Source organism: Pseudoalteromonas sp. NBT06-2 (assembly GCF_002276045.1).
Lineage (GTDB): Bacteria > Pseudomonadota > Gammaproteobacteria > Enterobacterales > Alteromonadaceae > Pseudoalteromonas.
In genome coordinates this window covers 48,497-61,079 of the sequence record NZ_NQMR01000042.1, presented here as the reverse complement: position 1 = coordinate 61,079, position 12,583 = coordinate 48,497, and the positions used below count along the sequence as shown (strand labels likewise).

The following is a 12,583-nucleotide window of genomic DNA, read 5'->3' as shown; positions in this document are numbered from 1 at the left end:
AGCCTGGGAGAAATAGCGAGATCAAAAGGTCTCTTCTACTTTACCGTTTAGCGATATCCCTAAAAATAACTTTGTTGCAGATTGTTTTAATTCAAATCAAGAATGGTGCGGAAAGAGAGACTTGAACTCTCACATCTTGCGATACTGGAACCTAAATCCAGCGCGTCTACCAATTCCGCCACTTCCGCACTTCAATACATTACATTGAAATAATAATAGATTTTAAGTTTCTATTAAACTTTAAAATGGTGGCTACTACGGGATTTGAACCTGTGACCCCATCATTATGAGTGATGTGCTCTAACCAGCTGAGCTAAGTAGCCATATTTTATTTTTGATTATCACTCACTTTAATTAAAAATTGGCTGGGATACCAGGATTTGAACCTGGGAATGCCGAGATCAAAACCCGGTGCCTTACCGCTTGGCGATATCCCAAAAATAATCAATTAAAACTAAATGGTGCGGAAAGAGAGACTTGAACTCTCACATCTTACGATACTGGAACCTAAATCCAGCGCGTCTACCAATTCCGCCACTTCCGCGACACCAGTTTCAAAAAAGAAACTTTTAGTTTTATGCATGCAAAGATAGTAATGGTGGCTACTACGGGATTTGAACCTGTGACCCCATCATTATGAGTGATGTGCTCTAACCAGCTGAGCTAAGTAGCCATTTCTTAAGCATCTCTGCGGTGCGGGCGTATTATGCGGATAACCCTCAATTGCGTCAACAACTTTTTTTAAAAAAAGTGTCATGAAAGGGCCGTTTGCAGGAAATTTAAACTAACTGATTAAAAAAAGAATACATAATAGGATTATTTATTGTTATTCAGCTCACTTTAAAAGGTATTAAATTGATTAGCTTTTACAACTTTTAAGATCGTATCAGAAAATAATATTAAACGACTATAAAAATATTTTCTAGAAACTTATGGCAGTTATAAAAAAGCCGAGTGATAGAATGTCAAATTTCTAATATAAAAATTTTAATTTGAAGATAAATAATACTTATACCATTAGCTTATAATTTGATGAGTAGAGAAGGGGAAAGTTATATTTTAAAATGTTGAATCGATATCCCTTAATATTAAGAGATATTTTAGGCATAAAAAACCCGCTAGTGCGGGTTTTTAAATATTTTTAGATTAAACGTTAAATAAGAAGTTTAATACATCGCCATCTTTAACAATGTAGTCTTTACCTTCTTGACGCATTTTTCCTGCTTCTTTTGCTTTGTTTTCACCTTTAAATTCGATGTAATCTTCAAAAGCAATTGTTTGAGCACGAATAAAGCCTTTTTCAAAATCAGTATGAATCTTACCTGCAGCCTGTGGTGCAGTATCACCTTTAGAAATAGTCCAAGCACGTACTTCTTTAACACCTGCGGTAAAATAAGTTTGTAGATTTAATAAATCGTAACCGCCGCGGATCACACGATCTAAACCAGGCTCTTCTAAACCTAAATCAGTCATAAACTCTAATCTATCTTCATCATCAAGTTCAGATAGTTCGGATTCAATAGCTGCGCATACGGCTACTACTACAGAACCTTCTATTTTAGCAATTGCTCTAACTTTATCAAGGTATGGATTATTTTCAAAACCATCTTCACTTACATTAGCGATATACATAGTCGGTTTAATCGTTAAGAAATTAATATACTCAATTGCTGCATATTCTTCTTTTGTAAGCTCAAGTGAACGTAAAATTAAACCTTGATCTAAATGAACTTTAACTTTCTCAAGTACTGCAGATTCAACTTTAGCATCTTTATCGCCACCTTTAGCTTTTTTAGCAATTCTGAATATAGCGCGATCAGTGCTTTCCATGTCAGCAAGTACCAACTCAGTGTTGATAACATCAATATCATCTTCAGGTTTAATATCACCAGAAACGTGAACGATATTATCATCTTGGAAACAACGAACAACATGACCAATGGCATCAGTTTCACGTATATTAGCCAGAAACTTATTACCTAAACCTTCTCCTTGAGATGCACCTTTCACTAAGCCTGCAATATCTACAAATTCCATTGTAGTTGGTAAGATTTTTTGTGGTTGAACAATCTCAGCGAGTTGATCAAGACGTGAATCTGGAACAGGCACTACACCTGTATTTGGTTCAATCGTACAAAATGGAAAGTTAGCAGCTTCGATGCCAGCTTTTGTTAACGCGTTGAAGAGTGTTGATTTACCAACATTAGGCAAACCGACGATGCCACATTTAAAACCCATTTGAGGATACCTTTTATTTTGACAATCTAACCAATTAATTTATGGTCTGAATGAATGTAATCTGTTTTGTGCTTTGAGCACACCATCTTTTGCTAAAATCTCTAAACAACGTACGGCTTCATCTATCGCTGCATCCATCAATTCTTGCTCAGATTTTGGTGCTTTACCTAATACCCAACCTGTAACTTGTTCTCGATGACCTGGATGTCCAATGCCAATGCGTAGTCTCATAAAGTCTTTTTTATTTGCCATTTTGCTAATAATATCTTTGAGACCATTATGTCCACCATGTCCACCGCCTTTTTTAAATTTAGCAATGCCTGGATCTAAATCTAACTCATCATGAGCAACTAAAATATTTTCAACAGGGATTTTAAAGAAATTTGCTAAGCTACCTACTGATTTTCCACTTAAATTCATAAATGTGGTGGGGATCAATAGTTTAAATTCTTGTTTTTGGATTATCACTTTGCCCGTTAGGCCGTGATATTTAAGATCATGTTTTAAAGTGCAATTGTAGTGATGTGCAATTTGCTCAATAAACCAAGCACCTGCGTTGTGACGTGTTTTAGCATATTCAGGGCCTGGATTAGCCAGGCCCACAAGCATTTGAATTGAATTCAAGGTTAATTACCTTAAAAATTACTTATTCTGCTGCTTCTTCTTCAGTATCTTCAACTACAGCTTTTGGTACTTTAATGTTGGCTATTGCCAAGTCGTGACCTTTAGTTAGCTCAATTGAAGAAACGCCTTCAGGAAGTTTTACATCAGAAATATGAAGAGTAACACCCGCTTCTAAAGCAGAAACATCAATTTCAACAAATTCTGGTAAGTTAGCTGGTAAACAGCTTACTTCGATTTCAGTTGCTTGGTGTAATACTGTAGCACCAGTTTTTGAAACTGCTTCTTCACCGATGAAGTGAATTGGTAGTTTAGTGTGTATTTTATGAGTAGCATCAACACGCTGGAAATCTAAGTGAGTTACAACTGGCTTAAAAGGGTGACGTTGCATATCTTTTAAGATTGCTTGAACAGGCTCGCCTGCAATGTTTAAAGTAAGTATATGCGTGTAAAAGCCTTCGTTTTCTTGTGCTTTGATTACCTTTTTGTGCTCAAAAGATAAAGATACTGCTTCTTTCTCAGTTCCGTAAAGGATAGCTGGAACTTTATTTTCTTTACGTAGGCGGCGGCTCGCACTCGTACCTAGTTCAACACGTAGTTCAGCATCTAATGTATAGATTTCGTTAGACATTTTTGTCTCCAATATATTTTAAAATTATGTTTAAACTCTTCGCGACCAAAGAGTCCACCAAAAATAGGCGCGCCATAATAACACTACTGAATATTAAATGTAATATTTTTATAGATGAGATTTTAAAAGGGATGAGTTTCTTTTATTGGGGGGATAAAAAAGCGCTGATTAATCAGCGCTTAATAAAGAATTTATTATAATAAGACTTATTATTGATCGAACATTGCAGAAATTGATTCTTCATTGCTGATGCGACGGATCGTTTCAGCTAGCATATCTGAAAGTGTTAATACAGTGATCTTATCAATTGCCTTTAACTCATCAGTTAAAGGAACCGAATCTGTTACAATAACTTCATCAATGACAGAGTTACGAATATTTTCCGCAGCGTTTCCTGATAAAATTGGATGAGTTGCATAAGCAAAAACACGCTTAGCGCCATGTTCTTTAAGTGCTTCAGCTGCTTTACATAATGTACCGCCAGTATCAATCATATCATCAACAATAATACAATCACGACCAGCAACATCACCAATAATATGCATTACTTGAGAAACATTCGCTTTAGGGCGACGTTTATCAATAATAGCAAGGTCTGCATCATCTAATAGCTTGGCAACGGCACGCGCTCGTACAACACCACCGATATCAGGTGATACAACAACAACATCATCAAATGATTTTTCTTTCATGTTTTCTAGTAGTACAGGTGTACCAAAAACATTATCAACTGGCACATCAAAGAAACCCTGTATTTGCTCTGCGTGTAAATCAACCGTTAATACACGGTCAACACCCACACTTGATAAAAAGTCAGCAACAACTTTTGCAGTGATAGGAACACGGGCAGAACGTACACGTCTGTCCTGACGAGAGTAACCAAAATATGGAATAACTGCTGTAATACGACCAGCAGATGCACGACGAAGTGCATCAACCATGACGATTAATTCCATCAGGTTATCATTAGTAGGGGTACAAGTCGATTGGATGATAAATACATCCGACCCACGTACATTTTCATTAATTTGAACTGCGATTTCACCGTCACTAAAACGACCTACTTCCGCTTGTCCCATTTCAATATATAAACGTTTGGCAACTTTTTGAGCTAACTCAGGTGTTGCATTACCGGCGAAGAGCTTCATGTCTGGCACAGTAGATTTCCTCAGGCACTGACTATTGGGTTTACCGAATATAATTTATATTAAAGTTGAAACTTTAATATAAAGCTAAAAAACGGTCGGGTATGTTACTTTATTTCTATGCTGATCTGCTTATGTAAAGGCGAAATCATAGCACTTTTGGCTATAAAACCTTGCCAGCAATTAGGCAAAGCTTCCAGAACGCATTGTGCTTGAGCTTGTGTTTCAAAGCTTGCAAAACAACATGCGCCTGTGCCCGTCATTTTCGACGGGGCATATTTTAACAACCACTGGAGGGTTTTATCAACCTCCGGATAGTATTTTTTAACCAATTCTTCGCAATCATTGTTTATTTTTGATTGTTTCCAATCATCCTTAAGTTTTGTTGTATTGCGAGGTAAGTCTGGATGATTAAATATTTTAGCTGTACTGATATGTACATTTGGATTTACTACTACATACCATTTTTCTTCTAAATCAATGGGCTTCAGTTGTTCACCTATACCTTGCGCGATAGCAGCTTCACCTTTAATAAATACAGGTACATCAGCTCCAAGCTTGATACCAATATCACAAAGTTGCTCTATTGATAAATTTGTCTGCCACAGTAAATTTAAAACTAATAAAGTTGTCGCTGCATCAGAAGAGCCTCCACCAACACCTCCACCCATAGGTAATACTTTTTTTAAAGATATATTTGCACCAAACGAACAATTAGTAGCTATTTGTAATGCTATGGCGGCTTTTATAATTAAATTATCTTCAGGTTTAATATTACAAATCTCATCTATTAATATGATTTCTTTAGTATTTGTCACCTCAAAAGTTAGAATGTCACCATAATCTAAAAAAATAAATAATGTTTCTAGTTCATGATATCCATCAGATCGGCGTCCATTGATATGTAAAAAAAGGTTTAATTTTGCTGGTGCAATAAAAGAAGTTACTTGTGTTGTATTTGTTTGCATTAATTGAACTGCCATGAATGAATTTGCATTTTAATTTTAATTTTAAGATTATTGTTAACTAAATTGAGTTTAGTGGGTAACCAAACGCCATTTTTTTTGACATATTGGTTATATGTGACCTGCCAATTTTCACCTTGGTTATCTTTAATGCTAGCCAACATAATACGGTCAAATTCATCATATTTTATATTTAGGCTTTGAGGACGTCCTTTTAACCAGTTTGCAGCATCATTCACAGGAAAAGATAAGTTAGTTAATCTGTTCAATAAATTTTGCGCATCGACATCCAAATAAGTTACACCATCGTAATCCAACTGAGCACTTGATTTTGTTTGGGTCAAGGCGAGTATTTGAGTACCAAAGATTGTTGTTAGTTTCAATTTAAAATCAGGAGATTTACTGTCACCTTGATTTTGCCAAGTGAAATTAACAGAAGGGGGGCTTTGTTTGCTAATAAAAGCCAATTTTCCGTTTGCTTTCCAACGGGCTTGTTTGTCTAAATGTGCTTGCCAATCAGATAAAAGTTCTTGTTTATTTGATATTTTTTGAGCGCATCCTGACATAAATAAAAAAAACATGAGCAAAATCAAATATAATCGCATCTATTTTCGTTCCCTCCTTTCCTTATTCGACTGATTTTCGTAAAATTCGTTATTATAAGCATTATTTAGCTCTTCTGTGGGCTTAATTATAAATATCGTTTAATAGGTCTTTTTTTTATGAGTCTGGTTGTACTAGGTATTAATCACAAAACTGCATCAGTTGATTTACGAGAAAAAGTCGCGTTTTCTGTCGAGCAGCTAGAGACAGCTTTAAAACAAATGCTAAATTCTTCAGTGTTTCTAGAAACTGTGATTGTTTCTACCTGTAATAGAACCGAAATCTATTGTAGCCTTGAGGACGATAATTCCCAAACTTTATTAGCTTGGTTAGCTAGTTTTCATCATTTAACAGAAACAGAGTTAAGTCAACATACTTATTATTATACTAATAATCACGCTACTTCACATTTGATGCGTGTTGCGTGTGGTTTGGACTCACTGGTATTAGGTGAACCGCAAATACTTGGGCAAATTAAACAAGCTTATCAAAATGCTAAAAATCAATCTTGTGTTGGTGTATTGCTTGAGCGTTTATTTCAAAAAACATTTTCAGTAGCCAAACAAGTTAGAACAGAAACAGATATTGGAGCCAGTGCGGTGTCAGTTGCCTATGCAGCTGTCAGTCTTGCAAAGCACATTTATGGTAAACTAGATAAAATTAACGTGTTATTAATAGGCGCAGGTGAGACAATAGAATTAGTTGCACGGCATTTACAGCAAAATGGCTGTGAAAATATGATAGTAGCTAATCGAACTATTTCCCGTGCGCAAACAGTTGCAGCTGAATTTGATGCGAATGTAGTATCATTAGCACAAGTACCAGAACAATTGATACACTCAGATATTGTGATAAGTTCAACTGCAAGTACACTGCCTATCATAGGGAAAGGTGTTGTTGAACAAGCATTAAAAGCACGCCGTTATAAACCGATGTTATTTGTAGATATTGCAGTTCCGAGAGATATTGAAAGTCAGGTAGCGCAATTAAATGATGCATATTTATATACAGTTGATGATTTGCAAGCGATTGTTAATCAAAATGTACAAAGTAGATTAAAAGCAGCTGAAGAAGCTGAGGAAATTATTGTTTTAAAAGTAGCTGAATTTGAAGTTTGGCTTAAATCGCTCGATTCCGTAGACTTAATACGAGAATATCGTATGCAGGTTAACGGAATAAAAAATGAATTAGTAGAACGTGCTACAGCACAACTTAGTGCAGGTAAACCTGCTGAAAAAGTAATATTGGAATTGGCTAATAAATTAAGTAATCGTTTAATGCACGCACCTACACGTTCAATTAAACTGGCCGCTGAAGATGGTGAGCTTGCCCAATTAGTCCAATTAAAATATATTTTAGGTATAGATGAGTGATCATCAATAAAAAAATAGGCAGTTATAGTAAATGAAAGAGTCGGTTTATCATAAATTAGAAACAATTGAAGAGCGTTATGAAGAGGTACAAGCATTATTAAGTGACCCTTCAGTGATCAGTGATCAAAATCGTTTTCGTGAACTGTCTAAAGAGTATTCTGAATTAGAAGGTGTGGTAAAAACATTTTTAGCTTTTAAAGAAGCGCATGAAGATATTTTGGCTGCAGAAGAAATGCTAAAAGATTCAGATCCAGATATGCGTGAAATGGCGCAAGAAGAATTTAAAGAAGCAAAAGCACAATTAGCAAAATGTGAAGACGAGATACAAGTATTAATGTTACCTAAAGATCCAAAAGATAAAAATAATGTATTTTTAGAAGTAAGAGCTGGCACTGGTGGAGATGAAGCTGCGATTTTTGCAGGTGATTTATTTCGTATGTATAGTCGTTATGCCGAAACACAAAAATGGAAGCTTGAAGTTGTTACGACAAATGAAGGTGATCATGGCGGCTTTAAAGAAGTGATAGCGCATATAACAGGTGATGATGTATACGGAAAACTGAAGTTTGAATCAGGTGCGCATCGCGTTCAACGTGTTCCAGAAACGGAATCTCAAGGTCGTGTACATACTTCTGCTTGTACTGTTGCTGTTATGGCTGAAATTCCAGAAGCCGAGGCAATTGAAATAAAATCATCAGATCTTAAAATAGATACTTTCCGTGCATCGGGAGCGGGTGGTCAGCACGTAAATAAAACAGATTCAGCGATCCGCTTAACGCATATACCCACAGGCGTTGTTGTTGAATGTCAAGATCAACGTTCTCAGCATAAAAATAGAGCGCAAGCAATGTCTGTTTTAGGAGCACGTTTACAACAAGCTGAGGATGAAAAACGTCAAGCTGCTGAAGCAAGTGAACGACGAAACTTAGTTGGTACTGGAGATCGCTCTGATCGTATTCGTACTTATAATTACTCGCAAGGTCGTGTGAGTGATCATAGAATCAACTTAACTTTGTATAAACTAAATGAAATTATGGCTGGTGATTTAGGCGCTGTAATCGATCCACTAATGTTAGAAAATCAAGCTGATTTACTTGCTTCGATGGCTGATCAATAATCGTGATAAATACTATTTTGACGATTGAAAAGGCGTTGGCTGCTGCAGTCAGCGCCTTTTTAGCTTTACCAGAAGATAATAAGTCAGATACAGTTAAGTTAGACGCAGAAGTTTTATTATTAGCCTGTATTGATAAAACGCGTACATATATTTTTACTTGGCCTGAAAAAAAGTTGTCTCAGGAACAACAAAAACGTTTTTTCGAAATGGTACAAAGAAGAAAGTTAGGAGAACCCATTGCGCATATTGTTGGTTTCAGAGAGTTTTGGAGCTTGCCTTTAGAAGTTAATGCACAAACTTTAATTCCAAGACCTGATACAGAAACTTTAGTTGAGCAGGTATTAGCACTAGAAATAACAAATGATATTTCTTTACTTGATTTAGGAACTGGTACAGGTGCAATCGCATTAGCTATCGCCAGCGAATATCCAAATTGGAATATTACCGGTTGCGATCGCATTCAAGCTGCGATAGAACTTGCAGAACGTAATCGTCAGAGGCTAAATAATGATAATCAATTTAGTAAAGTACAATTTATAAAAAGTAATTGGTTCAGTGCTTTAAAAAATAAAAAGTATGATGTCATTGTCAGTAATCCTCCCTACATAGAACCTAATGATCCACATTTAAACCAAGGCGATGTATGCTTTGAACCTTTAAGTGCTTTAGTTGCTCAAGATGATGGCATGGCTGATCTTAAACATATCATTATGCAAGCAAGATCACATCTAAATGAAAATGGCGTATTATTATTAGAGCATGGTTACAATCAATCTCAACAAGTAAGTGATTTTTTAATCCAAATGTCTTATAAAGGTATTAAGACCTTTACTGATTTATCTGGTAATGATCGTATTACAGTTTCACAGTTTGGCACTGAATAGAGCTAAAGTTATAAGAGAGTATCAAATGGCAGAAGACTTTTTATTTTCTGATGAACCTGAAGAAGAAATAGTAACTATCGAACAAGGTACATGGAAACTAATCATTGTAGACGATGAGCCAGAAGTACATGCGGTTACTAAACTTGCGTTGAGTGATTTTAAATTTCAAGGTAAAGGTCTTGAGTTTTTAAGTGCTTACTCAGGAAAAAAAGCACAAGAACTTATTTTGAAACACCCTGATGTTGCTATTGTTATACTCGATGTTGTTATGGAAAGCGATGATGCGGGTCTTAAAGTAGCACAATTTATTCGAGAACAAGCTAAAAATAATCATGTTCGAATTATTTTAAGAACTGGGCAACCTGGTCAAGCTCCTGAACGTCAAGTGATCGTTAATTATGATATTAATGACTATAAATCTAAAACTGAATTAACAGCACAAAAACTATTCACTGTCGTTATGTCTAGTTTGCGCTCATACAGAGATATTTTATCAATAGAGCAATCTCGCCAAGGACTCGAAAAAATAATTATTGCTTCTCGCGATATATTTTCAGCGCATTCAATAGAAAATTTTATTCAAGGTGTAATTCAGCAATTGACATCTATAATAGGAACTGTTGATGAAGCTATGTATGCAACAACATTAGTCGCAAGTAATCCAATTGAAAACGGGTGTCAAAATAAATTAGTTGTATTTTCTGGGCAAGGAGATTTTGAAGAATCCGAAGGAAAGTTTCTTGAAGATGTCCTAAGTGGTGAACAGCTAAATGCTTGTCAGCAATCACTTAGAGAAAAAAGCATTGTTTATAAAGATGATTATCTTTTTGCTTATTGTTCTAGTGAATGCAATCATAATTCTATGCTTTACGTTTCAGGTGTACCCAAAAATATAACATCTTCACATAAGCACTTAATTGAAATCTTTTCACAAAATGTTCAGATTGCTTATGAAAATATTCAACTGCAATCTGAAATTGAAGATACTCAGAGAGAAATTGTATATAGGTTAGGGGAAGCTGTTGAACAGCGTTCAAGTGAAACTGGCAACCATGTCAAACGTGTTGCTCATATAGCATATAAATTAGCTAATTTATATGGATTATCTGATGTTGAAGCTGAAATATTAAAACATGCCACACCTTTACATGATGTGGGGAAAATAGTTATACCAGATACGATTATCAATAAAACAGATAGACTTAATAGTGATGAGTGGGATTTGATGAAATTACATCCGGAAAAAGGTTATCAAATTCTAAAAAATTCTCGTCGCTCGATTATCAATGCGGGTGCTTTAATAGCGAGAGAACATCATGAAAAGTGGGATGGAACAGGTTATCCAAGAGGGCTTAAAGGTGATAATATACATATATATGGCCGTATTGTTGCTTTAGCTGATGTATATGACTCCTTAAGACATAAAAGGTGTTATAAAGAAGCTTGGGATTTAGAGAAAACATTAAGGGAGATCCAAAAACAAAAAGGATTACATTTCGAGCCACAGTTAGTTGATTTATTAAGTAGTAATATTCAACTTTTTGAAAAAATTCTATCAGTAAACTTAGATAGTTAAATAAAATACGGGGGAGTTGAAGTAAATGAGTTATATCGCAATTAAACACATGCATTTAACATTTGTTATTTTGAGCATAGTGTTATTTTATGTACGTGCAATATCAAGGTTAAATAATTGGCAATTAGCAAAAAATAAAATTTTATTTGTAAGTAGCCATATCGGGGATACTTTACTTTTAATAAGTGCATTTACTTTAATTTATATGGCAGAAATTAATCTACTTGAACATACATGGTTATTAGAAAAGATAGTGATTGTAATCACTTATATTGTATTAGGTTTTATTTTGTTAAAACAAACTGAGAAAGGTAAACAGTTTGCTATTTTAGGTATATGTACTGTTTGTTTATGTCTCATTGGGTATTTAGCAGGCGCTAAACACGCTTTCTTTTTATAAAATTATTTTTTAAGTAGCAATTGAGCTAGTTTTATCAATTGCTATTGTCCTTAAAACCCTCAAAGCATCTTCTGAAAAAGGTTAATTATATTTTCCTAATGAAATTGAACTCAAACATAGGTAAACTATAGGCCTTTTGAGATTTATAGAGTTGTACAGGTATTGAAGTCAGATATCTGGTTTGATGATCATGAACAAGATTATGATCAACTAGAACCCATACATGCCTGCTTAAAAGCAGAGTTTAGATGGCTTGCCATAACAGATGTAAAAAAATATTTAGATATTTTGCATGAACTCGTTATTGAAGCTAAAAAAATAGTAAGTAGTTGCAGTACTCAACATGAAGGTTTGGACTTACTTGTCGATCACTTTTATAGTGATTGGGCTTTTAGTGGTACAAGTCAACGTATTGAAGAAAGTAAATTAAATAGTCTATCTTATTCTTTAATTTATCGTACTGGCAGTGATTTACCTTTAGCACTCATTTTAAAGCATGTGTTATATCAACTTAACTTTGATGTGTGTATTGCGGTCTTTGAAACGAGTTTAATGGTTAATGTAAAGATGAGTCAGGATGAAGGATACTTGATTGATCCTGCTTCGGGGCAACAATCTTGGTATTTAAAGCCGGATAATTTATCACCTGACGATAATGCAGATTCATTTCAAGTTGTGCCTGAAGATAATTTGTATAAATTATTTCTTGCACATCAAAAGTGGGCTTTTATTTCTGAGAATAAAAATTATCAAGCGCTCAATTGTATTGAACTTTTAATGATAATCACTGGTGATGATCCCTATGAAAGACGAGATAGAGGATATCTTTTAAGAAATATTAATTGCTCAGAAATGGCAAGAGAAGATTTAGAGTATTTTATAAGTGAATGTCCAGATGATCCAGCGATTGAACTTATTCAGCATCAACTTGAAGAAATGGAAAATAACATAAACACAATCCATTAAAAACTATCAAGCAATTGGATTTTATCGTTATTGATTGGGTTTAATATAAATATAATTAGGAGAG

At 34.8% G+C, this 12,583-nt stretch carries 12 protein-coding genes and 5 tRNA genes; 6 read left to right on the top strand and 11 right to left on the bottom strand.

Annotation, left to right across the window (positions count from 1 at the left end; genetic code table 11):
- Positions 1-103 precede the first annotated feature (103 nt).
- The 11 genes from CJF42_RS10960 to lolB all read right to left on the bottom strand — a co-directional run bounded on the left by CJF42_RS10960 (position 104) and on the right by lolB (position 6,205).
- Positions 104-188 (bottom strand) — tRNA-Leu (locus CJF42_RS10960).
- A 58-nt stretch (positions 189-246) separates the two neighbouring features.
- Positions 247-323, bottom strand: a tRNA-Met gene (locus tag CJF42_RS10955).
- Between the two features lie 39 nt (positions 324-362).
- Positions 363-437: transfer RNA gene (locus CJF42_RS10950), tRNA-Gln, on the bottom strand.
- A 22-nt stretch (positions 438-459) separates the two neighbouring features.
- Positions 460-544 (bottom strand) — tRNA-Leu (locus CJF42_RS10945).
- A gap of 52 nt (positions 545-596) precedes the next feature.
- Positions 597-673: transfer RNA gene (locus CJF42_RS10940), tRNA-Met, on the bottom strand.
- A 473-nt stretch (positions 674-1,146) separates the two neighbouring features.
- Positions 1,147-2,238 (bottom strand): redox-regulated ATPase YchF, encoded by a 1,092-nt coding sequence (gene ychF / locus CJF42_RS10935; protein ID WP_095366724.1) that lies wholly within the window; start codon positions 2,236-2,238, stop codon positions 1,147-1,149.
- A 39-nt stretch (positions 2,239-2,277) separates the two neighbouring features.
- The gene (gene pth / locus CJF42_RS10930; protein WP_095366723.1) at positions 2,278-2,862 is read right to left on the bottom strand and encodes an aminoacyl-tRNA hydrolase; all 585 of its coding nucleotides are present in this window, start codon (positions 2,860-2,862) and stop codon (positions 2,278-2,280) included.
- A 22-nt stretch (positions 2,863-2,884) separates the two neighbouring features.
- Entirely contained in the window at positions 2,885-3,490 is a 606-nt protein-coding gene (locus CJF42_RS10925) for a 50S ribosomal protein L25/general stress protein Ctc (protein ID WP_095366722.1), read from the bottom strand.
- 209 nt (positions 3,491-3,699) lie between these two features.
- Positions 3,700-4,647, bottom strand: coding sequence for a ribose-phosphate pyrophosphokinase (locus CJF42_RS10920; protein WP_095366721.1), 948 nt, complete (start codon positions 4,645-4,647; stop codon positions 3,700-3,702).
- Positions 4,648-4,742: 95 nt separating this feature from the next.
- Positions 4,743-5,618, bottom strand: coding sequence for a 4-(cytidine 5'-diphospho)-2-C-methyl-D-erythritol kinase (gene ispE, locus CJF42_RS10915; protein ID WP_252097590.1), 876 nt, complete (start codon positions 5,616-5,618; stop codon positions 4,743-4,745).
- Positions 5,603-6,205, bottom strand: a complete 603-nt coding sequence (lolB, locus tag CJF42_RS10910) for a lipoprotein insertase outer membrane protein LolB (protein WP_095366720.1) — start codon at positions 6,203-6,205, stop codon at positions 5,603-5,605. The genes ispE and lolB overlap by 16 nt, the downstream gene beginning before the upstream one ends.
- Before the next feature lie 117 nt (positions 6,206-6,322).
- On the opposite strand from lolB, the gene hemA reads away from it, so the two are divergent.
- The 6 genes from hemA (at position 6,323) to CJF42_RS10880 (ending at position 12,519) form a co-directional block, all read left to right on the top strand.
- Positions 6,323-7,576: a glutamyl-tRNA reductase gene (gene hemA / locus CJF42_RS10905; RefSeq protein WP_095366719.1), complete on the top strand. Its 1,254-nt coding sequence runs from the start codon at positions 6,323-6,325 to the stop codon at positions 7,574-7,576.
- 31 nt (positions 7,577-7,607) lie between these two features.
- Positions 7,608-8,693 (top strand): peptide chain release factor 1, encoded by a 1,086-nt coding sequence (gene prfA, locus CJF42_RS10900; RefSeq protein WP_095366718.1) that lies wholly within the window; start codon positions 7,608-7,610, stop codon positions 8,691-8,693.
- Between the two features lie 2 nt (positions 8,694-8,695).
- The gene (prmC, locus tag CJF42_RS10895; protein WP_502694787.1) at positions 8,696-9,577 is read left to right on the top strand and encodes a peptide chain release factor N(5)-glutamine methyltransferase; all 882 of its coding nucleotides are present in this window, start codon (positions 8,696-8,698) and stop codon (positions 9,575-9,577) included.
- 25 nt (positions 9,578-9,602) lie between these two features.
- Complete coding sequence (locus CJF42_RS10890) at positions 9,603-11,153, top strand: DUF3369 domain-containing protein (protein WP_095366717.1); 1,551 nt, start codon at positions 9,603-9,605, stop codon at positions 11,151-11,153.
- A 25-nt stretch (positions 11,154-11,178) separates the two neighbouring features.
- Positions 11,179-11,553: a SirB2 family protein gene (locus tag CJF42_RS10885; protein WP_095366716.1), complete on the top strand. Its 375-nt coding sequence runs from the start codon at positions 11,179-11,181 to the stop codon at positions 11,551-11,553.
- Between the two features lie 162 nt (positions 11,554-11,715).
- Positions 11,716-12,519: a tetratricopeptide repeat protein gene (locus CJF42_RS10880; RefSeq protein ID WP_095366715.1), complete on the top strand. Its 804-nt coding sequence runs from the start codon at positions 11,716-11,718 to the stop codon at positions 12,517-12,519.
- Positions 12,520-12,583 lie beyond the last annotated feature (64 nt).